24 protein-coding genes and 1 pseudogene are annotated in these 22,870 nt (G+C 56.3%); 15 read left to right on the top strand and 10 right to left on the bottom strand.

What is annotated here, in order from left to right:
• Positions 1–10 precede the first annotated feature (10 nt).
• Positions 11–1,600 carry an AbgT family transporter gene (locus BS29_RS00810; RefSeq protein ID WP_229955074.1) on the bottom strand — a complete coding sequence of 530 codons (1,590 nt, stop codon included), beginning with the start codon at positions 1,598–1,600 and terminating at the stop codon, positions 11–13.
• A 184-nt stretch (positions 1,601–1,784) separates the two neighbouring features.
• Positions 1,785–3,236 (bottom strand): pyruvate kinase, encoded by a 1,452-nt coding sequence (pyk, locus tag BS29_RS00815; RefSeq protein ID WP_229955078.1) that lies wholly within the window; start codon positions 3,234–3,236, stop codon positions 1,785–1,787.
• An 89-nt stretch (positions 3,237–3,325) separates the two neighbouring features.
• Between pyk and BS29_RS00820 the strand changes: the two genes are divergently transcribed.
• From BS29_RS00820 to BS29_RS00830, 3 genes are read left to right on the top strand one after another with little or no spacing between them, the layout of a single operon-like run.
• The gene (locus tag BS29_RS00820) at positions 3,326–3,634 is read left to right on the top strand and encodes a DUF1244 domain-containing protein (protein ID WP_229955080.1); all 309 of its coding nucleotides are present in this window, start codon (positions 3,326–3,328) and stop codon (positions 3,632–3,634) included.
• A 45-nt stretch (positions 3,635–3,679) separates the two neighbouring features.
• Positions 3,680–3,922: a DUF2312 domain-containing protein gene (locus BS29_RS00825; RefSeq protein ID WP_074203789.1), complete on the top strand. Its 243-nt coding sequence runs from the start codon at positions 3,680–3,682 to the stop codon at positions 3,920–3,922.
• Positions 3,923–3,964: 42 nt separating this feature from the next.
• Positions 3,965–4,285 carry a heavy metal-binding domain-containing protein gene (locus BS29_RS00830; protein ID WP_229955082.1) on the top strand — a complete coding sequence of 107 codons (321 nt, stop codon included), beginning with the start codon at positions 3,965–3,967 and terminating at the stop codon, positions 4,283–4,285.
• Here BS29_RS00830 and BS29_RS00835 read toward each other — a convergent pair.
• Positions 4,282–5,049 (bottom strand): CPBP family glutamic-type intramembrane protease, encoded by a 768-nt coding sequence (locus BS29_RS00835; protein WP_229955090.1) that lies wholly within the window; start codon positions 5,047–5,049, stop codon positions 4,282–4,284. The two genes, BS29_RS00830 and BS29_RS00835, sit on opposite strands and share 4 nt — an antisense overlap.
• Positions 5,050–5,095: 46 nt before the next feature.
• Between BS29_RS00835 and BS29_RS00840 the strand changes: the two genes are divergently transcribed.
• From BS29_RS00840 to ruvB, 6 genes and pseudogenes are all read left to right on the top strand, one after another.
• Positions 5,096–5,839, top strand: coding sequence for a YebC/PmpR family DNA-binding transcriptional regulator (locus BS29_RS00840; RefSeq protein ID WP_229955092.1), 744 nt, complete (start codon positions 5,096–5,098; stop codon positions 5,837–5,839).
• A gap of 100 nt (positions 5,840–5,939) precedes the next feature.
• Positions 5,940–6,410, top strand: coding sequence for a crossover junction endodeoxyribonuclease RuvC (gene ruvC / locus BS29_RS00845; RefSeq protein WP_229955094.1), 471 nt, complete (start codon positions 5,940–5,942; stop codon positions 6,408–6,410).
• Positions 6,411–6,468: 58 nt separating this feature from the next.
• Positions 6,469–7,074 (top strand): Holliday junction branch migration protein RuvA, encoded by a 606-nt coding sequence (gene ruvA, locus BS29_RS00850; protein WP_229955095.1) that lies wholly within the window; start codon positions 6,469–6,471, stop codon positions 7,072–7,074.
• Between the two features lie 427 nt (positions 7,075–7,501).
• Positions 7,502–7,624, top strand: a pseudogene (locus BS29_RS00855) (Holliday junction branch migration DNA helicase RuvB); the annotation flags it as partial.
• A gap of 59 nt (positions 7,625–7,683) precedes the next feature.
• On the top strand, positions 7,684–8,322 hold the full coding sequence (locus BS29_RS00860; protein WP_229955096.1) for a hypothetical protein: 639 nt from the start codon (positions 7,684–7,686) through the stop codon (positions 8,320–8,322).
• Complete coding sequence (gene ruvB, locus BS29_RS00865) at positions 8,292–9,344, top strand: Holliday junction branch migration DNA helicase RuvB (RefSeq protein WP_229955098.1); 1,053 nt, start codon at positions 8,292–8,294, stop codon at positions 9,342–9,344. The genes BS29_RS00860 and ruvB overlap by 31 nt, the downstream gene beginning before the upstream one ends.
• Before the next feature lie 166 nt (positions 9,345–9,510).
• Here ruvB and BS29_RS00870 read toward each other — a convergent pair whose 3' ends face one another.
• From BS29_RS00870 to BS29_RS00880, 3 genes are read right to left on the bottom strand one after another with little or no spacing between them, the layout of a single operon-like run.
• A complete protein-coding gene (locus BS29_RS00870; protein ID WP_229955100.1) occupies positions 9,511–10,974 on the bottom strand; it encodes a carotenoid oxygenase family protein in 1,464 nt (487 codons plus the stop codon).
• On the bottom strand, positions 10,974–11,810 hold the full coding sequence (dapD, locus tag BS29_RS00875) for a 2,3,4,5-tetrahydropyridine-2,6-dicarboxylate N-succinyltransferase (RefSeq protein ID WP_229955102.1): 837 nt from the start codon (positions 11,808–11,810) through the stop codon (positions 10,974–10,976). Before dapD ends, BS29_RS00870 begins: the two co-directional genes overlap by 1 nt.
• Positions 11,811–11,849: 39 nt before the next feature.
• Complete coding sequence (locus BS29_RS00880) at positions 11,850–12,506, bottom strand: pyrimidine 5'-nucleotidase (RefSeq protein WP_229955104.1); 657 nt, start codon at positions 12,504–12,506, stop codon at positions 11,850–11,852.
• A gap of 111 nt (positions 12,507–12,617) precedes the next feature.
• Between BS29_RS00880 and BS29_RS00885 the strand changes: the two genes are divergently transcribed.
• The gene (locus BS29_RS00885; protein ID WP_229956907.1) at positions 12,618–14,951 is read left to right on the top strand and encodes a S8 family peptidase; all 2,334 of its coding nucleotides are present in this window, start codon (positions 12,618–12,620) and stop codon (positions 14,949–14,951) included.
• A gap of 252 nt (positions 14,952–15,203) precedes the next feature.
• On the opposite strand, the gene dxs is transcribed toward BS29_RS00885, so the two are convergent.
• The 3 genes from dxs to BS29_RS00900 form a co-directional block, all read right to left on the bottom strand.
• Positions 15,204–17,135 carry a 1-deoxy-D-xylulose-5-phosphate synthase gene (gene dxs, locus BS29_RS00890; RefSeq protein ID WP_229955106.1) on the bottom strand — a complete coding sequence of 644 codons (1,932 nt, stop codon included), beginning with the start codon at positions 17,133–17,135 and terminating at the stop codon, positions 15,204–15,206.
• A 130-nt stretch (positions 17,136–17,265) separates the two neighbouring features.
• Positions 17,266–17,724: a Fur family transcriptional regulator gene (locus BS29_RS00895; protein WP_229955108.1), complete on the bottom strand. Its 459-nt coding sequence runs from the start codon at positions 17,722–17,724 to the stop codon at positions 17,266–17,268.
• Positions 17,725–18,136: 412 nt separating this feature from the next.
• Positions 18,137–18,544: a MerC domain-containing protein gene (locus BS29_RS00900; protein ID WP_229955110.1), complete on the bottom strand. Its 408-nt coding sequence runs from the start codon at positions 18,542–18,544 to the stop codon at positions 18,137–18,139.
• A gap of 141 nt (positions 18,545–18,685) precedes the next feature.
• On the opposite strand from BS29_RS00900, the gene BS29_RS00905 reads away from it, so the two are divergent.
• From BS29_RS00905 to rpsI, 5 genes are all read left to right on the top strand, one after another.
• Entirely contained in the window at positions 18,686–19,756 is a 1,071-nt protein-coding gene (locus BS29_RS00905) for a COX15/CtaA family protein (protein ID WP_229955111.1), read from the top strand.
• Positions 19,753–20,079, top strand: coding sequence for a divalent-cation tolerance protein CutA (cutA, locus tag BS29_RS00910; RefSeq protein ID WP_229955113.1), 327 nt, complete (start codon positions 19,753–19,755; stop codon positions 20,077–20,079). Before BS29_RS00905 ends, cutA begins: the two co-directional genes overlap by 4 nt.
• A 27-nt stretch (positions 20,080–20,106) precedes the next feature.
• Positions 20,107–20,736 (top strand): HNH endonuclease, encoded by a 630-nt coding sequence (locus BS29_RS00915; protein ID WP_229955115.1) that lies wholly within the window; start codon positions 20,107–20,109, stop codon positions 20,734–20,736.
• A 153-nt stretch (positions 20,737–20,889) separates the two neighbouring features.
• Complete coding sequence (gene rplM / locus BS29_RS00920) at positions 20,890–21,369, top strand: 50S ribosomal protein L13 (RefSeq protein ID WP_229955117.1); 480 nt, start codon at positions 20,890–20,892, stop codon at positions 21,367–21,369.
• Positions 21,369–21,902: a 30S ribosomal protein S9 gene (gene rpsI, locus BS29_RS00925; RefSeq protein ID WP_229955119.1), complete on the top strand. Its 534-nt coding sequence runs from the start codon at positions 21,369–21,371 to the stop codon at positions 21,900–21,902. The genes rplM and rpsI overlap by 1 nt, the downstream gene beginning before the upstream one ends.
• A 102-nt stretch (positions 21,903–22,004) precedes the next feature.
• Here rpsI and BS29_RS00930 read toward each other — a convergent pair whose 3' ends face one another.
• Positions 22,005–22,760 carry a TonB-dependent receptor gene (locus BS29_RS00930; RefSeq protein ID WP_229955120.1) on the bottom strand — a complete coding sequence of 252 codons (756 nt, stop codon included), beginning with the start codon at positions 22,758–22,760 and terminating at the stop codon, positions 22,005–22,007.
• Positions 22,761–22,870: the final 110 nt, after the last annotated feature.

The raw sequence follows: 22,870 nt of genomic DNA on the forward strand, positions 1-22,870 counted from the left end.
CTGCTCTAAATCAGGGTGTGTAATAAGTCGGTGATCCCGGGCCGACGGGCAACCCCAGCGCAAACACCCAGATAAAGAAGAAGACCGACCAGCACAGAATGAAGAAGATCGTATAGGGCAACATCATCGCGATCAAAGTGCCGACGCCGAGATTCTTGTCATAGCGGGTCGCCCAGGCGAGGATCAGGCCAAAATAGCTCATCATCGGGGTGATGATATTGGTCGTCGAATCGCCGATCCGATAGGCCGCCTGAATGACTTCCGGCGCATAGCCAATCAGCATAAGCATTGGCACGAAAATAGGTGCGGTGACCGCCCATTGCGCCGATGCCGAGCCTAGTGACAGATTGATCACCGCGCAGATCAGAATGAAGAAAAAGAAAACGGCCGGGCCAGTCATGCCCGTGTCGAGCAGGAACTGCGAACCGGTCACCGCGGTGATCGCACCCAAATTGGTCCACCCGAAAAAGGCGACAAACTGGGCCGCAAAGAAAACCAGAACAATATAGAGACCGAGGGATGAGAGCGCACCGGCCATGGCATCTATTACATCGCGATCGGTTTTTACGGAGCCGACGACGCGGCCATAAGCATAACCGGTGACCACAAAGAAAATCAGGATCCAGACGACAAAGCCTTTGAAGAAAGGGGAGTTGATCCGATCGCCGGTTTCCGGATTGCGTAACACGCCCCAATCCGGGAGCAAGGTTAGCGCCATCAACCCAAGGACACCCAACAGCGCGATGCCGGCCCAGCGTAAGCCTTTGCGCTCTTTGCTACTTATTTCCTCCATCATCCGGTCATCAAGGATGGTGGGGTCTGCACCAGAGGGATTATATTTGCCCAGCTTGGGTTCCACAATGAAGATCGTTACTAGCGAGCCAATGGCCGTAATCAGGAATGTCGATCCGACCATGAAATACCAGTTGGCCGTCGCCACAACCGTATAATCCGGGTCGATCAAACGCGCGGCTTCTTGTGTAATACCCGCCAACAGCGGGTCGATCGTGCCGATCAACAAATTGGCGCTATAGCCTCCCGAGACGCCAGCAAACGCCGCGGCCATGCCCGCCAACGGATGGCGCCCCAGCGCATAGAAAATCGCGCCCGCGAGCGGAATTAGAACGACGTAGCCGACTTCCGATGCGGTATTGGAAACGATCCCGGCGAAGACAATCGCCACCGTCACCATATGCGGCGGCGCTGAAAGAACCATGGAGCGCACGGCCGCAGAAAGCAGACCGGATTTTTCTGCTACGCCGACGCCAAGCATGGCAACCAGCACCACGCCAAGCGGTGCAAAACCAGTAAAGTTGGTCACAAGATTAGTGAAAATACGCCGCACACCATCGCCATCCAACAGGCTGACAGCGCGGATCATGCCGTCCTCTGCTACGCCCGGCGCGCCAGCCGGCCTCGGATCGACAACGGCCAGGCCCATCCAGCCCAACAGGCCGGATAGAAAGACAATGCCGATGGCTAGCAAGGCAAATAGGGTCACGGGATGCGGCAGCAAATTGCCGAGCCACTCCACACCGTCGAGGAAGCGGGTGAAGCCGTTGCGACGGGGCAAGGCCGCCTGTTGCTGGCCATCGGCCATATCTGTTCTCCAATTTATCGCGTAACCAAAACTGCCGCGACTGGAGCCGGACCAGCGCGAAAAACAGGGCTGAGACTACAAGAGACTATTGAATAAATTCAAGGCAGAAGATCATTTCCGGAAAGGATCGATGCTGATGACGACAACCTGGCGATAAACGGCCGTTTTCGGGCTGCTCCATCCACTATTTTCGCTTCAATTCATTCCCGCTCAAGCGCACGACATGCAACAAATTCGTAGATCCCGGTGTCCCGAAAGGCACACCGGCACATACAATCAATCGCGATCCCGCTTCGCCGAGCTTGTGTCGCAAGGCCATGCGTTTGGCTTTGGCGATCATTTCCTCGAAATCACTGACATCACGGGTGACGACGGCATGGGCACCCCATAAAAGGCCGACGCGCCGCGCGGTGTGGCGATTGGGCGTTAATACCAGCAGTGGAACCGATGGGCGCTCGCGAGCCATGCGGCGTGCCGTCGATCCTGATGTCGTGAAGCAGACAATGGCGGATGTCTTGATCGTGCGAGCGATATTATAGCTCGCGGCGGCAAGCGCATCGGCGGTTGTTTCATCCGGCACGGTTTCGGTGAAATGCACTCGCTCGGCATAAGACGGATCATTTTCCACCTGCGAGGCAATCCGGTCCATCATTGTTGCCGATTCAATTGGCCAGTCGCCTACTGCCGATTCTGCAGACAACATGATGGCATCGGCACCGTCGTAAATGGCGGTCGCGACGTCGGAAACCTCTGCCCGGGTGGGTGTGGGTGATTTGATCATCGACTCCAGCATCTGGGTGGCCACAACAACCGGACGGCCCAGTTTGCGGGCGGCGGCGACAATCTGCTTCTGCAGCGGCGGTACCTGTTCCGGCAGCAATTCCACCCCGAGATCGCCGCGCGCGACCATCACCGCATCAGACAATTCCAATATCTCATCCAGCCGGTCGATCGCGGCGGGTTTTTCGATTTTTGCCAGCAAGGCCGCCTTGCCACCGATCAAGCGCCTCGCTTCGGCCACATCTTCAGGGCGCTGGACAAAGCTGAGTGCGATCCAGTCCACGTCCTGATCTAGCGCGAAGGTCAGATCTTTGCGGTCCTTGTCGGTGAGAGAGCTGACTGGCAACACTACTTCGGGAACATTGACACCCTTGCGGTCCGATATCGGTCCGCCAACAATCACTTTGGTTTCCACGCACTTGCCATCGGCCTTGGTAACTTCCAGCCGGATTTTGCCGTCGTCCAGAAGCAGCGTATGGCCGGGCTCCAGAGTCTCGATAATTTCGCGATGCGGCAGGTTGACCCGCTTGGCGTCGCCCTTTTTCTTTTGCAGATCCAGCGTGAATTTCGCTCCGGTTTTCAGTTCGACCGGCGCTTTGGCGAAGGTACCGATACGCAATTTGGGCCCTTGCAGGTCTGCCAAAATGGTGATCGGCCGCCCGGCTTTCTTTTCCAACGCGCGGATCGAGGCGACGTTCTTGGCATGGGCCTTATGCTCGCCATGGCTCATGTTCATGCGAAACGCATCAACGCCGGCTTTGTACATTTTTTCGATCATTTCGGGGCTGCCGCTGGCGGGGCCAAGGGTGGCAAGCACCTTTACTTTGCGGTCGCGGGAGAACATATGCGCTGCCATCGAAAATTCCTGTTTTGGTGCTTTAAATTCACGCCTGTTAGCCCCAAATCATGACAGGATAAAAACAAAAAGCAACGGAAGCATTTCACATGACAGAACAAATTTCTGATGCAGCGGCTGCGGCGGCCTTTCGCCGCCTGGTGAAGCATTTGCAGCACCGCCATGATGCGGAAAATATCGACCTGATGGGGCTTGCCGGATTCTGCCGCAATTGTCTGGCCGACTGGGTTCTGGAAGCCACGAACGAAGCGGGTGGCAATATGACCAAGGAAGAAGCCCGCATGGCCATTCACGGCATGCCGTCATCCGAATGGAAGAGAAAGTTCCAGACCGAGGCGACACCAGAAAAGCTGCAACGGATGAAGGAAAGCGTAGCCAAGAATGTCGCATCCGATTAAAGCGGCTGCACGAATCCAAAAACATATTTTCTGGGGAATTTGAGAATGAGCGAAGGCAATGTTGCCGCAGACCAGCTGCGTCTGTTTATTGAGCGTATTGAACGGCTGGAAGAAGAGAAAAAGGGCATCGCTGACGATATCCGTGACGTCTATTCCGAGGCGAAATCACAGGGCTATGACGCCAAAATCATGCGCCAGATCGTCCGCCTGCGCAAAATGGAAACCCATGACCGTCAGGAAATGGAAGCCATACTCGACACCTATAAGTCGGCGCTTGGTCTCGCCTGAACGATCCGCTAACATCCCGGCTTTCACAGCGGGAGAGCAAGCATGATCGTTACCACCACCCCAAGCATCGAAGGCAAGGCGATTCGCGACTATCGCGGGATCGTGATTGGTGAAGTGATCGTTGGCGCGAACCTGTTCCGCGACCTGTTTGCCAGCATCACCGATATTGTCGGTGGCCGCTCTGGCAAATATGAAAATGTCTTGAAACGGGCGCGGGACGAAGCCTTGCTGGAGATGCAGGCCGAGGCGGCTAAGCTGGGCGGCAACGCAGTGGTTGGTGTGGATCTCGATTACGAGGTTGTCGGCGACAAGGGATCGATGCTGATGGTATCCGCATCGGGAACTGCAGTCGTCACAGACTAGAGAATGTTCGGCCGCGTCAGCAGGACGTAGACCAGACCGCTAGTTGCGATCAGGTTATAAGCCATGTGCATGGCGATATTGGCCCACCAGCCATAGCGGATTCGGGCATAGCCCCAGATCAGGCCGCCCACCGTCTGCGGCAGGACGAAGGGCAGCAGCGCGGCGGGATTGTCACCGGCATAGTTGAACACATGCACGGAGCCGAAGAGCAGGGCCTGGACCCAGAAAACCACCGGGAAAATCCGGACATACCAGCCCGGCACCGGTCGTTTCCAGAATAGGATTACACCGATCAACACGGCAGCGACAATTATGGCCAACAAAACCGCTGTGCCGATGGCAGCGGGCCCGGGCCATCCCACTTGTTCATAGCTATAGGTCAGTCCCATCCACACAAGCAGCCCGAAAACGGGGATCAGCAGCCGTGGAGACCCGTTGAGCCAAGAGCGGAACATAAGCTCTTCGACAATTGGTCCGACGATCACGACGATCAGTAAAAGCTGCCAGATCGGGCGCTGGAACAGTCCCGCCATGCTGTTTGACATCGAGATATCGAACGCCAGCATCATCGGGAAAAGCACGATCGCGATCGCCGCCACGATCATGCAGTTGACCGCGAAGAGCCAGATGAGATCAGCCGGTTTTCCGGTCCTTTGCAATTCTGTATCCGCCAGTTTCGGTGCGCGCAGAAAGGTTAGCAGATCGCGTGTGGTCGCCGTTAGACGGTCGGTGGCCCATCCAATGGTTGAGTTGGGTTCGAACATGCGGCAAAGAGCCTCAATAACAATAATTCAGGTACGGACGAATCATATGGCAGGCCATAGTAAATTTGCAAATATCAAGCATCGCAAGGGTGCGCAGGACAAGAAGCGCTCAGCGATGTTCTCGAAACTCAGCCGCGAGATTACCGTGGCGGCGAAATCGGGCATGCCGGATCCCGACATGAACCCGCGCCTGCGCCTAGCCGTGAACAACGCCAAGGGCCAGTCCATGCCCAAGGACAATATCCAGCGCGCGATCGACAAGGCCTCGGCCAGTGAAGGCGATGACTATAAAGAAGTCCGCTATGAAGGCTTTGGCCCGGGCGGCGTTTCGCTGATCGTCGAAGCGCTTACTGACAATACCAACCGCACGGTGACCAATGTCCGTACCATATTCTCGCGCAATGGCGGCAATATGGGTGAGAGCGGTTCGGTCTCCCACGGCTTTGAACGGGTTGGCTATATCGCCTATCCCGCAAGTGCCGGTGATGAAGACACGGTTATGGAAGCGGTTATGGAAGCCGGCGGCGATGACATTCAATCCTCCGAAGACGGCCATGAAATCTGGACCGCGATGGAAGATTTGCACGAGGTTGCTGGCGCGCTCGAAAAATCACTCGGCGAAGCGGAAAGCGTGAAGCTGGCGTGGAAGCCGTCAGTTGAGGTCGAGGTGGATGCGGCGCAGGCGGAAACGTTGCTCGGCCTGATTGATGCGCTGGAAGATGACGATGACGTCCAGGCCGTGCACGGCAACTACAGTGTTTCCGACGAAATCATGGAGCAATTGGGGTGACGATATTCCCCTCCCGCTTGCGGGAGGGGTTAGGGGTGGGCCAGTCTCAGCGCACCCTTAATTCCCACCCCCTTCCCCTCCCGCAAGCGGGAGGGGGGATTTGATCATTCTTGGCCTCGATCCCGGCCTTGGCACAACCGGCTGGGGCGTAATTAGCGCCGAAGGCAATCGGCTGTCTCATATTGCCAATGGCCAGATAAAGACTGATCCGAAAATGCAACTGGCGAGCCGGTTGCTGAAGCTCGATCTGGAACTGACCGACCTGTTGCTGGAATATAAACCGGACGCGGCGGCGGTTGAGGAAGTGTTCGTCAACAGCAACCCGCAAAGCACGTTAAAGCTCGGACAGGCGCGCGGTGTTGTACTGCTCGGCGCGTCGCGTTCGGGGCTTGAGGTTGGCGAATATGCCGCGCGAGCAGTCAAGAAATCCGTCGTCGGCGTGGGTAAGGCGGACAAGGATCAGGTGCAGGCGATGATCAAGATTTTGCTGCCCGGCGTGAAACTGGCCGGAGCGGATGCCGCCGATGCCTTGGCGGTGGCGATTACCCATGCGCATCATCGAAAGCATTGAGAGCAAAAAGAACAAAACAAAAACTCGACAGATTCGCCAGTCGCGCTAAAACACTATCATGATTGCGAAACTCACCGGCACTATCGACGAAATCGGCACGGACAATATCGTGCTGGATGTTAATGGCGTCGGCTATCTGGTCTTTGCCTCGTCGCGCACCATTACCGCCATCGGCGGCGTTGGTGATGGCGCGACCATCTATACCGAAATGCAGGTCAGCGAGACCGACATGCGCCTGATGGGTTTTGCCAGCGGGTCGGAGCGTGACTGGTTCCGCTTGCTGATCTCCGTACAGGGCGTCGGCGGCAAGGTGGCGTTGGCGATCCTCTCTGCGCTCGAACCCAGCGAGATCAGCCGCGCCGTGGCGACCGGCGACAAGGCGATGGTCGCACGGGCCAATGGCGTGGGGCCCAAACTGGCGCTGCGCATTGTCAACGAGCTGAAAGACAAAGTCGGCGCCATCGCGACTGACCCGGTTGCGGGCAGCGGCGGCGCGATCCACGCGTCGTCAAATAACAGCGCCGACGCGGTGAGCGCGTTACAAAATCTGGGCTTTAAACCGGCAGAAGCGAGTGCAGCAGTGGCGGCGGCCGATGCCGAGGCGGGTGATGGGGTGACACTGGACGCGCTGGTACGGCTGGCGCTGAAGAAGGCGGCGCGGTGAGTATTGATCCGCGGTCATGGTCAGTAGCTGCAAAGGCGAATGTTTTCATCGCTTCCTTTTTTCCGGCCTTGTTCACAGTATTTTTCGTGATTGTCGTTGCAGAATTATCCAAGAAGTCCCTTGAGATACTGCTTTTCGGGTTCGTTGCATTTTTTATAGTCGGGCAGTTCTTCTTCAGATGCTACCAGTGCAAAAAAAACGTCTATCGCAGGGTATCGGGCGGGTTTCTGGGTGTCGACTATGTGGCACCCTGGTCGGAAACAACATGTTCCAAATGTGGGGCCGATTTGACAGTATCGAAAGCGGTTGATGGTTAGTAGTCACCTCAGCTTCCTACCCACCATCGTCATCCTGAACTTGTTTCAGGATCCCTCGTACGCATCCAAACCCCTTGCCATTTCTCCCGAGATGCTGAAACGAGTTCAGCATGACGAGTGAAGTGGAAAGCGACCGGATGATGTCGGCGAAACGCAAGGTTGAAGATATCGACGCTGCATTGCGCCCAAAATCGCTGGACGAATTTATCGGGCAGGAAGCGGCGCGGGCCAATGGCGTTGGGCCGAAACTGGCGTTGAAGAAGGCGGCGAAGTGAGTCAGTTCTTTGAAACGATGATGAGGTCTTTTCCTGAAGCGATCTCTGTGCCTGATCCACTTATCACCTATTTTCGATGGATTGGTGAGCAGGGCTTGGATCATAATTTTGGTGGAGATGGATATGCCTACGCCGATATTGGGCCAGATCAGGAGAATGGCTGTCTAGCGTTGAGGCCAGTAGATCCTGATTATGCGAGGGCATGGACGCATAGCGATGATGCATCCGTTTACGATCGGCTTGCGGCATTTTGTCAAACTGGCGGCGATGGCTCTTATGCTGCGCTATGGCTTGATAATGACGGTGGAACCCGAGTCGTCCATTTAGGATCGGGTTCTGGCTCGACCATGTTGGGTGTTCTGGTCAATGATCCTGTCGACCTCTTGCGCTTGCTCGCGATTGGATATGACGAGCTTTGTTGGCCAGAAAATCATCGAAAAACACCAAAAGAAATCTGGGCGGAAGACAATGAAGACGAAGAGTTCGAACCCGCTCCAAAACCATCTGTTTTGCTACAAAAATGGGTGAGCCAAACATTTGATGTGAATATTCCGAAGACCGCTTCAGAAATAGTGTCTGATGTTCCAGACATGCATGATGACAGATCTGATGACCCTTTCTGGCAATGGATAGTGAGCCTGGAGCCAAAAGAGTGACTGAAGATCGCCTATCCTCGCCCGAGCGAAAAATCGAAGATATCGACGCGGCACTGCGCCCGAAATCGCTTGACGAATTTATTGGACAGGAAGCGGCGCGTGCCAATTTGCGCGTGTTTATCGAGGCCGCGAAAAGCCGCAGTGAGGCGCTGGACCATACCCTGTTCTTTGGCCCGCCAGGGCTTGGCAAGACGACATTGGCACAGATTATTGCCCGCGAACTGGGCGTGGGTTTTCGCGCGACATCTGGACCGGTCATTGCCAAATCGGGTGATCTCGCAGCGCTTCTGACCAATCTTGAGGAAGGCGATGTGCTTTTCATCGACGAAATTCACCGGCTCAATCCGGTGGTCGAGGAAGTGCTCTATCCGGCGATGGAGGACCGCGCGCTCGACCTGATTATCGGCGAAGGGCCATCGGCGCGCAGTGTGCGGATTGACTTGCCTCAATTCACCCTGATCGGCGCGACCACGCGGCAGGGGCTTTTGACCACGCCGCTGCGCGATCGGTTCGGTATTCCGGTGCGACTCAATTTCTACAGCGTCGAGGAACTGGAAAAGGTCGTCCACCGCGCGGCGAAGTTGCTCGGTCTCGATATCGCGCCCGATGGTGCCACCGAGGTTGCCCGCCGCGCGCGCGGAACCCCGCGTATCGCCGGTCGCCTGCTCCGCCGCGTGCGGGATTTCGCGAATGTGGCGGGGGCTGCGACGGTGGACCAGAAAACCGCCGACGCCTCGCTCACCCGGCTGGAGGTCGACAGTATCGGCCTCGACGCGATGGATCGCCGCTATCTCCATATGATCGCGGATATCTATAAGGGCGGGCCGGTGGGTGTGGAAACGCTCGCGGCTGGCCTCAGCGAACCGCGCGATACCATTGAGGAAGTGATCGAGCCATATCTCATCCAACTTGGTCTAGTGGCGCGTACCGCAAGAGGCCGCGCGCTCAATGATCGGGGGTGGCAACATCTTGGGTTGAAGCCGCCGGCGGGTAAGGAAGTGGACGGGCAGCTGTTTGACTAAACCACTCCTCTCCCCTTGAGGGAGAGGAAACGGAGACTTGGCAGCTTGCCTGCCTAGCCGAGTTGGAGAGGGGGACTGGCTTGACGCAACCGCTCCACCCCTCACCAAGATTTTCTAGCAAACAAGTTTGCAAGTAAATCTGTCCTCTCCCTCAAGGGGAGAGGAGTTAGATCGCCCCAATCTGCTCCGCACTTGCCCAGGTCGCATGCGTACCGCTGCTGATCCGGTGGGGCAGGATGATCGTGCAGACCGGGCCGGCGGTGATATCCTTGGCATCGACGATGATGCACTCGCTGCGATCCTGCGCCATGTCGGTGATGAAGCTGATGAGATAGCCGTCGTCCTCTGAATTTGCATTTTTGCACGGGATGAACGGGGCTTCCGATCCGAAACGCTCATCGCCAAAATAGTAGCGCTCCGCCGTGCCGGTTTCCAGATCATGTTTGACCACACCGTTGAACAGGAACCAGCCGGGATGACCGGTGACGCTATAGACATAGCGATAGGGGCCGCCTGCCACTTGCTGGTTGAACATGCCAAACTCGACCGGATAGTCATCAAACAGCGTTTCTTCGCGCGTCTCTCCGGTTTTCAAATTGAATCGCCAGCGGTGCAATTCGGGCTGAAAACTGTGCAGATCAATACTCGCGCCCATGCTCTCATAGCCCGCCGGGAAATCGATTAGCGGCTTGGGTACGGGTTGATTCTGGAAATAGCCGTCGAGCACCAGTTCATCGCCCTCTTCAAAGGCATTGGCCCAGTGCAATACATAGGTTGGCTTGGCATCAAACCACATGATGTCTTCCGGCTGTCCCATACGCGGGATCACCCCGAACCGTGTCGGCTCATCGGGATGGTAGGAGGGGACATAGAGATTCTGTTCAATCAGCTCCGGCTTCCAATAGAGGGGGCAGTCGTTGAAGATCGCGTAATTCTCGGAAAATGCCATATCATGCGGCAGGCGCGCGCCGGGCAGCTCGATGGGAATGAAATGCTTCAGCTCATCATCCGGACCGACCACGCCATAGTGCAGAAAGGGCGCTTTGGTGCTGTAGTTGAAGAATAGCAACTCGCCGGTTTTCTCATCCACTTTGGGGTGGGCGGAAATGCCATCTTCGGGCACCCAGTCTGCTGTGCCCAGCGTTTCCAGTGTTTCCGGGTCGAGCTGATAGCCATCTCCGCATTGGTAAAAGGTCGAGAGGATTTTCCCGGCATGGACGACAACATCGGTTGAGCTGCTATCCTTGACGCTGCCATGCGCGCCCCAGCCGGGCCGTTTGGAATCCGATGGTCTGCCCATGATCCCGACCCATAGAGGTTCACCGGCCTCCTGCTCGGCCTCAAAACCCTCGGTGCGGACAAAGCGGTTGCGATAGCTGGCCTTGCCGTCCTTGATGCGAAGGGCATGAATCATCCCGTCGCCATCGAAGGGATGATAGCGCCCGATGCTGTCGTGCACGGGATTTTCGGTGTTTCTAATATAAACGCCGTCTATATCCGCCGGTATCGTCCCGATGACCTCAAGATCATCCGTATCAATTTCTTCAAATACCGGTGTCCAGGCGCCGTTGCGATAGGGATGGTCATTCGCCTCCAGCGTAGTCTTGATCTGGTTCACCGGTATGTTCATCAGTCCCTCAGCAGTTCGTTAATCCCCGTCTTTGAGCGCGTCTGCGCGTCGACAGTTTTGACGATCACCGCGCAATAAAGCGATGGGCCGGGTACGCCATCAATATTGGCCTTGGGCGGGGTCGCGCCAGGCACAACCACAGCATAAGGCGGGACTTCACCGATGTGAACCTTGCCAGTTACTCGGTCGATTATCTTGGTAGATGCACCCAGATAAACACCCATGGAGAGCACCGCGCCTTCACCGACGCGCACGCCTTCTGCCACTTCGCTGCGCGCCCCGATAAACGCGCCGTCCTCGATGATAACTGGGCCAGCCTGCAGGGGTTCGAGTACGCCGCCAATACCAGCGCCGCCGGAAATATGGACATTCTTGCCGATCTGAGCACAGCTGCCGACGGTGGCCCAGGTGTCGATCATGGTACCTTCATCAACAAAGGCACCGATATTGACGAAACTCGGCATCAACACGGTGTTGCGGCCGATATGCGAACCATGGCGAACAACCGCGCCCGGCACGGCACGGAAACCAGCTTCGCGAAAGCGGTTTTCGCCCCAGTCGGCAAATTTGCTTGGCACCTTGTCCCAATGGTTGGCGCCGCCCGGGCCTTCAATGATCTGATTGTCGTTCAGCCGGAAAGATAGCAGCACCGCTTTTTTCAGCCATTGGTTGACGACCCATTGGTCCCCCTGTTTTTCGGCGACGCGGGCACTGCCATCGTCAAGGCTAGCGAGCGCAGCATTGACGGCCTCACGCTCAGGCCCCTGGCTGGCGATGCTCAGCGATTCGCGCTTTTCCCAGGCGTTTTCAATGGCGGTCTGCAATTCAGTGGTCATGGTGATGTTTCTTCCCTGTTCGATGAGAGGCCCGCCCGGTTATAAGTTGGTGACCCAGCTTTCCAAGTCGGTAATTTCATGGTCGATATAGTCCGGAGCATGGTCACGCGCACCCCATTCCGAACCGGTATTGACCCAGATGGTGGTCATGCCCAAATCTTTCGCCGGACGCAAATTGCGCGCCATGTCTTCGACAAATAAAGACCGGTTCGGATCAATGCCGGTCGTGTTGACGAGGCTGTGATAAGCGGCTTTTTCCGGCTTCGGGATCAGATCGGTGGCGATGACATCGTGAATCTGGTCAAACAGGCCGCCCAGCCCTCGATTTTCGAGCACCCGTTCGGCATAGGGCCGGTCACCATTGGTAAAGACGAGCTTTTCGCCCGGTAGCGCAGCAATTGCGCTGTGCAGCTCCGGCGCATGGGACAGGCGGCTCATGTCGATATCATGGACATAGTCCAGAAAATCCTGTGGATCGGTACCATGATGATGCATCAGCCCGGCCAGCGTCGTGCCATGGTCATGAAAATAGCTTTTCTGAACCTTGCGGGCTTCGACGGGATCAATGTCCAAAGCGCGCTGAATATATTCGCCCATTTTTATGTCGATCAAAGAAAACAGGTCACATTCCGATGGATAAAGCACGTTATCCAGATCAAATATCCAGTGATCGACATGGGAAAATTCCGGTGGCATGGGCAAAGCGCCTAATCACTCCGCCGCGTGTCCGCAAGCATTGATCGATGTTAAGCTGTCGGTAAGAGCAGGTGCTTATACAATGACGTGTAATCGGGGACATGCGTGAAGATGCGAAAAAAAAACTTGGGTCGCGGCTATTTTTTGGGAACAGCTTTGGTACCGCTGGTCCTGCTTTCAGCTTGTGGTGGTGGCGGTGGTTCGCGCCCCGCTCCAGCACCGGCACCGCCAACGGCGCCGACTCCGACGCCAACGCCCACCCCAACTCCCACGCCAACACCAACGCCTCCTCCTCCAGTATCCTTTGATACGGCGGAATTCCGGCGCTCGGATGGTCCCAGCCAGCATGGCGCTATCACCGCCTATAATGCAGGGGCAACCGGCGACGGGATCATATTGGGGGTGATCGATAGCGGAATTAACCCCAATAGCGCCGAGTTTTCTGGCCGAATCCACCCCGACAGCGCCGATTTCGCTGGCAATCGCGGTGTCGGTGATGAAGGCGGCCATGGCTCGGCTGTGACATCCGTTGCCGCGGCTGGCAAAAATGACATTGATATTCACGGTATCGCCTTTGACAGCGATATATTGGTTCTGCGCACCGACACGCCAGGCAGTTGCGCAATGGACGACCCTGATGACCCGGACGATGATGGCTGCAGCCACAATAGCGGTGCGATTTCGTCGGCCATCAATCAGGCACGGGTCAGCGGCGCGCGTGTGGTCAATATTTCCCTGGGCGGGCCGGACATTTCCAATTCCGTTCGCAATGCGGTTGCCGTTGCGGCAGCAGCCGGTGTGGTGGTCGTTGTTTCAGCCGGCAATGACGGCGCGGCGACACCGGATGGTTTCGCCGCGGGCATAGCGGACAGCGGCAATGGCCATGTTATCATCGCCGGATCGGTTGGTGCGAGCGAGAATATCTCTTCCTTCAGCAACCGAGCCGGTGCGCAGTCGGCCAATTTCCTGGCTGCTTTGGGCGAGCGGGTGCAGGCAGACGATAATGAAGGAACGGCTTTCTTGTGGAGCGGTACGTCATTCTCGGCGCCTCAGGTTTCCGGAGCTGTCGCATTATTGGCACAGGCGTTTCCGAATTTGACCGGCGCGCAGATTGTCGACCTGCTCCTCACCAGCGCGCGCGATGCGGGCGATGCCGGGACGGATGCTATATATGGCCGCGGCGTGCTCGATATTGCCGCCGCCTTCCAGCCGCAGGGGCAATCCTCTCTTGCTGGCAGCAAGGTGGCGGTCGATCTGACAGCTCCTGCCGGTCAAACCTCGGCGGCCATGGGCGATGCGGCGCTGCAGGGGCAGAATGTCGGTGCGGTCATATTGGATGGTTTTGACCGGGCCTTTGCGTTGAACCTGGCGCATGATCTAACGGTCGCAATACCGGAATATAAGCTGACGGGCGCATTGAGCGGCGATCGCCGTAACATGACAGCATCCAACGCTGGCGTGCAGATCGCAGTCAATATCGGGCGGACATCTGCCGGGCTAATAGATCGCGATAATCTTACCCTGTCAGACAGCAATGCACGCAAGGCGCGGATGCTGGCGGCGTCTGTCATGACGCAAGTGTCACCGGACATGAAAATAGCCTTTGGCTTTCGCCAGAGCTCCAGCGGATTGGTCGCACAGATGCAGGGCGCCCGTTCACCGGCCTTTCTCGTCGCGCCGACACCGACCAGTGAGCGCGGCTTTACCGGGCAGGCGAAAAGCGCCCTCGCCCTCCGCCGGGAGATAGCCGGTTTCGGATTGACCGCGAGCGCGGAAAGCGGAACCGCTCGGCTGGACTCGGATGATGACCGGCTGGATGACCTCAGGGGATTGGACCGTGAACGCTATCGGTTTAGCGGCCTTGGTCTAGCGATTGATCGCAAGATTGGTCCGGCATCGCTGAGCCTTGCAGCCAATTGGCTGAACGAAGGCGACACAATTTTGGGTGCGCGCTTTGCCGATACGATCGGTGCGCGCGGTGCGCAAAGCTGGTTTGTCGATGGCCGTGCTGCCTATGATATCGGCAAGGGTTGGCGCGCCGGCGCAAGCTGGCGGCAGGGCTGGACACAAATTGACAGCGCCAGCTTGGTCACCGGCGGCACATTGCAGACCTCGAGCTTCTCGATAGATATCAGTAAGGCCGGATTATTTGGAGCTTCCGATCAGATCGCCTTTCGTTTTGCCCAGCCACTGCGTGTGTCATCGGGCGGATTGAACCTCAATCTTCCGGTGGGGTATAGCTATGAAACGCTGCAAACCGAGTTTGGCCAGCGGATGCTGAACCTCGCCCCGGAAGGCCGCGAACTGGTCAGTGAACTGGCCTATGCAACACCGCTTTGGGGCGGGTACTTAAACACCAACCTGTTCTGGCGGCAGGAGCCCGGGCATTTTGAAACGCTGAACGATGATTTTGGCGCGGCGGTGAGATTTCAGCTGAAGTTTTGAGGGGAGTTTTTTTTGGACCTCAAGCGCCGGGCGGGCACATCCGTACCCTTGGCTACGCGCCAATAAGGCGCGGCGGCCGGTCGGCCTTGCCTCGCTGCGCTCGGACCATGCTCTTGAACGCCGCGTAGAAGGTCGCGCTGATCCGACGCGAAGCGGAGGCAAGCGCGACTGCGCGCCAAATAATATAGGCTCGCTTATGCGAGGAAAGCCAAGCGGGCGGATGCCCGCGCCCGGCGCTTGAGGTTTAATAAACTACGCCCGCGCCCCTGTTTCCTCTTCGATGCTGGCACTATTGTGTCGCAGCGCCTTGAGCACCGTGTCAACGATACCATCGGCATCAAGACCGGCTTCGGCATATTGCAGATCTGGCTTATCCTGATCCTGAAACACATCGGGCAGGCGCATAGTGCGGATTTTCAGGCCCGCATCGGTGAGGCCGGTGTCGGATGCCAGCGTCAGGACATGCGCGCCGAGCCCTCCAACAGCCGCTTCTTCGACGGTTACTGCCACTTCGTGCGTGGTCAGCAATTTGCGAATCAGATCCTCATCCAGCGGCTTGGCAAAGCGCAGATCGGCGACCGTGGTGCTCAGCCCCTTGGCATCGAGACGGTCCGCGGCCTTGCGTGCCTCGCCCAGACGTGCGCCGAGAGAGAGGATCGCAACCTTGCTACCTTCGCGCACGATACGGCCCTTGCCGATTTCGAGTTTTTCCAGCTTTTCCGGAATCTCGACGCCGGTGCCCGTGCCGCGCGGATAGCGGAATGCAATCGGGCCCTCATCATATTCCACCGCCGTATAGGTCATGTGCGCGAGCTCGGCTTCATCCGATGCCGCCATCACGACCATGTTTGGCAGGGTGGCCAGATAGGTAATGTCAAAGCTGCCAGCATGGGTGCTGCCATCCGCACCGACGAGGCCAGCGCGGTCAATTGCAAAGCGCACGGGCAGATTCTGGATCGCGACATCATGCACAACCTGATCATAGGCGCGCTGCAGGAAGGTTGAATAGATTGCTGCAAAAGGTCGCATCCCTTGTGCTGCCAAACCGGCGGCGAAGGTCACGCCATGTTGTTCGGCAATACCGACATCGAAGGCGCGGTCGGGATGGGCCTGTGCAAATTTGTCGACACCGGTGCCGGACGGCATGGCTGCGGTAATCGCGCAAATACGCGGATCGTTATCCGCCAGCTTGGCCAAGGTTTCCCCAAAGACATTCTGGTAGGCTGGCGGTCCGCCGCCAGGGCCCTTGTCCTGTTTACCGGACACCACATCAAATTTGGCGACGCCATGATATTTGTCTGCTGCCGCTTCCGCAGGGCCATAGCCTTTGCCCTTTTGCGTAACGCAATGGATCAGTACCGGTCCTTCGGCATTGTCGCGGACATTTTCAAGAACGGGGATCAGCTGGTCCATGTCATGACCATCAATCGGGCCGACATAATAGAAACCGAGTTCTTCAAATAACGTACCGCCCATGGCCATACCGCGCGCATATTCTTCGGCTTTTTCTGTCGCACCGTGAAGGCGGCGAGACAGTTTCGCGGTAAGCTTGCTCGCAAATTTGCGGATGCCGAGATATTCGCTGGAAGAGACCAGCCGGGCCAGATAGCCGGACAGGCCTCCGACCGGCGGCGCAATCGACATGTCATTATCGTTCAGAATGACGACCAACCGGTTGCCGGCTGCCTGCGCATTGTTCATCGCCTCATAGGCCATGCCTGCGCTCATCGCGCCGTCGCCGATAACCGCGATGCCGCGTCCCGGTTTGTCTGCCAGCTTATTGGCAACCGCAAAGCCTAATGCGGCACTGATCGAAGTCGAGCTATGCGCTGCACCAAACGGATCATATTCGCTTTCGCTGCGTTTCGTGAAACCGGAAAGCCCGCCGCCTTGACGCAACGTACGAATTCGGTCGCGGCGACCGGTGATGATCTTGTGCGGATAGCATTGATGGCCCACGTCCCAGATCAGGCGATCTTCAGGCGTGTTGAAAACATAATGGATAGCGGCAGTCAGCTCGACCACGCCCAGTCCCGCGCCCAAATGGCCGCCGGTAACGGAAACGGTATCAATGACTTCGGCGCGCAATTCATCAGCAAATTGCCGCAATTGTTCCGGCTTTAATTTTCGCAGATCCGCTGGAACTGATATTTTATCCAGAAGCGGTGTATTTGGACCTGGCATGTGTACTCCCTGTTTCGCCCCACTATTAGCGCCGTTGGCCGCTAATGTCGAATATTCAGCAGATGGCCCCTGAATATTTGCTGACGATATGTTTGACTGATGATGTAATTTACTAGGCTCTGACGCGGCCTCAGCTGCACTTTTGGCAAATTCCCCGGACTTCGATTACGGGGCGGATCGAGCTGAACCCCCGTTCCTGTGCCACGCCGCGCACCTGGGAGGCGAGAGCATCATCATCAATATGCGTAGCCTCTTCGCAAGTGTCGCACACGAGAAAGATGCAGTCATGCTCACAGCCGGGATGGCTGTTGGCGATATAGGCATTGGCGCTTTCCACCCGCATGGCGAGGTTTTTGGCGACGAAAAGATCGAGAATCCGGTAGACACTATTGGGTGCAACACGTTTTCCGCGAGCTGCCGATACCAGTTCGGCTATGTCATAAGCGGAGGCCGGTCGCGAAAAACCAGCGAGCGCTTCGAAAATCGCGGCCCGTGTATCGGTCCATTTTTCGCCGGCAGCTTCCAGATTATGGCGCGCGGCATCGGCGAGAGACTCGCCGTGATGCTCATGATGATCATGTTTTCCCATGGCTGTGATTTAGGGATTTTTGCGCGCGGGGGCAAGGGGAGCTGTGGGATAGCGATTCCGGTTGCGCTCACCCTGAGCTTGTCGAAGGGTTATTTCCGCCAAGCCAGATGCTTCGACAGGCTCAGCATGAGCGCAGTGGTGTTTAAGAGGGGAAGAGTGTTTTGAACCTCAGGCGCCGGGCGGGGAGGAGTCTTTATTGAACCTCAAGCGCCGGGCGGCGACATCCGTCGCCTTGGCTACGCGCCAATAAGGCGCGGCGGCCGGTCGGCCTTGCCTCCGCTTCGCGTCGGTCCGGTGCCAGTTGCAGAGCTTTTCTCCGAGCGCAGCGAGGCAAGCGCGACCGCGCGCCCGAGCTTATGCGAGGATAGCCAAGCGGGCGGATGCCCGCGCCCGGCGCCTGAGGGAATAAAAACTAATGCGTGGCGCGGTAGTTCAGGTCGTGGCCTAGCGCCAAAATCCCGACGCCGACCATGGTGAACAGGATTTCACCACTGCCGTGATCGCCCTGATGGCCGATCGTAATGGCGCCTGCCATGATACCGAGGCCAAGACCGCCAATCGCAGCGGGCATAATATAGCCATGATCCATCACACCGCGGCCCAGTGTGAACAGGCCAAGAGCAATAGCTACGCCAATGCCGATTTCATGGACAATCGGATCAAGCAGCGCACCAGCCGCCGATGACAGCAACGCGACAAATACCATCGTTGAAATGCAATGGACCAGGCACAGGCCAGAGACGAGCACCGCGATACGGTCCCACAATCCATCCTTGCCCAAAAGGCCGTCTTTGTTCCAAAGGTTCGACGTCGTAAACACGACTCAGCTATCCATTACGTTATTTATTTGTGCAGATATAGGCCGCTAAGTGTTAAGATACAACATATCATTCAACTATATATGCGAGTTTTTGGTGTGCCATACTTGCCAGCCGTCGGCTTTGGTATCACATAGCGGCTCATGAACAGTGCTACCCAGCCTTATGCGCCTCTGAACGAGGCATCGCGCAGCCGTCCAGTGGCCATTGCCAACTGGCTGCTATCGGTCGCTTTTCTTGTCTTCATCATGGTGATTGTCGGCGGCATTACGCGGCTGACCGAATCGGGGCTTTCGATCACCGAGTGGAAACCGATCATGGGTGCGATCCCGCCGCTTAATGAGGCGGACTGGCTGTCGGAGTTTGAAAAATACAAACAGATCCCGGAATATATCGAGATTACAGGTCCTGCGGGCATGACCCTGGCGGATTTCAAATTCATCTATTTCTGGGAATGGGTACACCGGCTTTTGGGCCGGGTCATTGGCTTGGCCTTTGCCTTGCCGTTCCTCTATTTCGCTGTGAAACGTGCCATTCCCGAGGGCTATGGCTGGCGCCTGACCGCCCTGCTGTTTCTCGGTGGATTGCAAGGCTTTATCGGCTGGTGGATGGTCAGTTCCGGACTGTCCGAACTGACTGATGTCAGCCATTTCCGGCTCGCGACACATTTATTGATGGCCTTGTTCATCCTGGCTTGCCTGATCTGGACGGCACTGGATCTGCAACGTCTGGCTGGCGGCAATGCAAGACCTGCGCGAATGACTGGCTTTGGCCTTATTGTTGCGCTGGTCCTGTTCGTTCAATTGCTCTTCGGGGCCTATGTGGCGGGGCTCAACGCAGGCTATGTGTCCAACACATGGCCACTCATGAATGACCATTTCGTACCGGAAGGCATTGATTTTACCTTCGGCGCATGGGCGGCGATCAACAATGATCCCTATCTCACCCATTTCATTCACCGCTGGTGGGCGTGGGTCGCCGTCGCTTTCCTGATCGTGCTGGCGCGCAAGGTTCGCGGCGAATCACGCATGGCCTCTGTTGCGATCCACAGCGCATTCGGCATCCAGATATTGCTCGGCATAGCGACAGTGATGACCAATATGGATATCACGCTGGCGGTGCTGCATCAGGCGGTCGGCGCACTGGTGGTCGCGGCAACCGCATGGGGTATCCATGTGTTGGGCCGTGAAAATCCCGCCCTTTCAAAAACATGACCGACCAGCCGGTGCTGATCTACACGCTGTTCGGCTCCGCTGCCGAGGCGAAAAAAACGGCTCGCACATTGATCGAAGAAAAGCTCGTCGCCTGCGCCAATCATATGGCCCCGGCAGTGTCGCAATATGTCTGGGACGGCGAATTTTGTGAGGAGCCGGAATATCCGGTGCTGCTCAAAACCGTTGGATCACAGGCCAAAGCGGCGATGGCGCGGCTCAAAACATTGCATAGTTACGATATACCGGCCATCCTGTGCTGGACGGCGGATGATTGCGATCCCGCCTATGCACAATGGATGGTCGAGCGGCTAAAGCCTGTTTGAGTTGGAAATTTGAAAAAGGGGGGAGTTATGGAAATTCCAAGACCTTACAGAGAATGCCTTCTTGATCCAATTCCGGAAATATACGAGGCCGCTGATTTGCTGAGGCGCGCTGTTGAAGCACATCTTGCAGGATGTAGAGAGGACGCTGCAAATTTATTTGGATTGAGTGATATAGAAAAAATCGGGGATTGGACTAACAAAATTTGGGGTAAACATGATCCCATAATTCATAAGGTTGAGAGTTATGCTGGAGCCCCGCCGCTTTTGCCGAAAGGTGAGAGAGTTAAAGTCAGAATGCCAAATCGAGCCGAACGCTCGGAAATATTAGCGCGTGACGGATATATTTGCAGATTCTGCAGTATCCCACTTGTGCCGAAAGAAGTTAGATCTGCTATGGTTAGAGAATATCCTAACGCAGTGAAATGGGGCAAAAAAAACAGGGATCAAAATTTTGCGTTACAAGCGATGTGGCTCCAGTTTGATCATCTACTGCCCCATAGTCGTGGCGGTGGAAACGAACTAGCCAATATCATCACGACATGCGCTCCTTGTAATTTTGGGCGAATGGCATGGACGATCGAAGAACTAGGACTAGTGAACCCTAAATATCGCCAGATCCTTAAAACGGACTGGAATGGGTTAGTTCATTTTCAATAGGGTATTATTATACCCGTCAGCAAAGCCGCAGTTTTGCTTGACTTGAAGCCCAAACACCGTCATTAGCGCCCCACTTGGCCGGGCATTGCGCTCGGCTTTTATCATTTTGATTCGTCGCTCTCCTGAAAGGAGGGCTCCAAAGGAGTAAATCCCATGAAGGGTATCAGCAAACAGACGCAGGCGGTCAAACCCGCAGACGTCGAAAAGAAATGGCATATTATCGATGCCGAAAATCTGGTCGTCGGCCGTGTCGCCACGATCATCGCCAACATCCTGCGCGGCAAGCACAAGCCAAGCTACACCCCGCATGTGGATTGCGGCGATCACGTCATCGTGATCAATGCTGGCAAAGTGAAGTTCACCGGCAACAAGACCAAGAAGAAGGTCTATTACAAGCACACCGGCTATCCCGGCGGCTTGAAAGAGCGCACAGCGGAAAAAGTCCTCGAAGGTCAATTCCCAGAGCGTGTTTTGGAAAAAGCGGTTGAGCGCATGATTCCAAAAGGTCCGCTTGGCTTTGCGCAGATGCGTAACCTGCACCTCTTCAATGGCACCGAGCATCCTTATGCTGGCCAAGACCCACAGCCGCTCGACGTGGCTTCCATGAACCGCAAGAACAAGGTGAGCGCATAATGTCTGATGTAAAAACCGATCTCGCTGATCTTAAAGAAATTGCCGGCGATGCCGTAACCGATGCGCCTGCTGCTGAAGGCGGCGCGGCCGATACCGCTGAGCCACCCGTATCCACCATGCCATTGCGTGAGCAGGAGCTGGACCAATATGGCCGCGCTTATGCAACCGGTCGCCGGAAAGACGCAGTGGCCCGCGTTTGGTTGAAGCCCGGCAAAGGCAAGATCACGGTCAACGGCCGCGATCAGGAAACCTATTTCGCACGCCCAACCCTGCGTCTGGTTCTCAACCAGGTGTTCGCGATTACCGAGCGTGAAGGTCAATATGATGTGGACGTGACGGTTAAAGGCGGCGGCCTGTCCGGTCAGGCTGGTGCTGTGAAACATGGTATTTCACAGGCCCTGACCAAATATGAGCCGGCGCTGCGTTCCACGGTTAAAGCAGCAGGCTTCCTGACCCGCGACAGCCGTAAGGTTGAGCGTAAGAAATATGGTAAGGCGAAAGCGCGTAAGAGCTTCCAGTTCTCGAAACGCTAAGGTTTTGCGATTATCGAATTTGCGAAAAGGCGGCCTGCGGGTCGCCTTTTTTTGGATTTACGAGAGCGGCATACAACGCTTAGTCTCCGCTTCCTGCGCAGGCTATCCTTTTGGTAGCACGCGCATTTTATAGGGGATGTAGAGCATCACCTGCTTTCCTCCCCAGCGGATCCATTCGACGCGTTCCTGCATGCCATCCAGCTGTACCGCATAGTCCGCGCCTATTCTGGATGCGACTTCGGATGCGTCTTTGGCAATCGCGCCGATCACGTCCCCGCGATATTGGTCGGGCGCCACGACGGACAAGGTGATATCACCTTTGCCAAGAAATTCAGCGCGACCCACCGGCTTCACTTTCTTGACAAAGTCATTCATCTTTTTCTCAATCTCTTTCATGTCCGATTGCGCGTCGAGCGGAACCTTGATCAGAAATTTGATCTGCGATGTATCAGCGCGGCCAGCGCCGAGCATATTGGCTGCGGTGTAGCCACGGAAATTGCGGAGATTCAGATCTTCGACCACCTTGTCTCCAAAGGACAGCTGGATGCCGTAGCTCGGTGCCAGTTTGATTGCATTTTCGACCATATCGTCAATTTCTTTGAGCCGCGTCCGCCGGTCGCGCGTATCGCCGACAATCGACGCGCTGCGCACAGCGAAATCGGCAGTGATAAGATGACCGATGGCGGGCAGGGCCTCTGGCTGTGGCCCCCGGATATTCCCGTTGCCGAAACTGGCCCGCTTCTGGTCCACCAAAATCTCGCGCATCCCTTCATCCTGCGCCTGGGCGAGATGAGACCATCCTAAAAGGCCGATCGAGAAAACAAAGCTGAATGTCAGTAACTTGATAATATAGGCCATTTAAATCCTTCCAGATTAGCGCGACGATATTTGACGCCGTAAAGATGAACTGTGCCAAAACGGAGGTGATATTTTGCGCATTTTGCAGAAAAAATTCTTGCACTGCCCGC

Source organism: Parasphingorhabdus litoris DSM 22379 (genome assembly GCF_020906275.1).
Taxonomy (GTDB): Bacteria; Pseudomonadota; Alphaproteobacteria; order Sphingomonadales; family Sphingomonadaceae; genus Parasphingorhabdus; species Parasphingorhabdus litoris.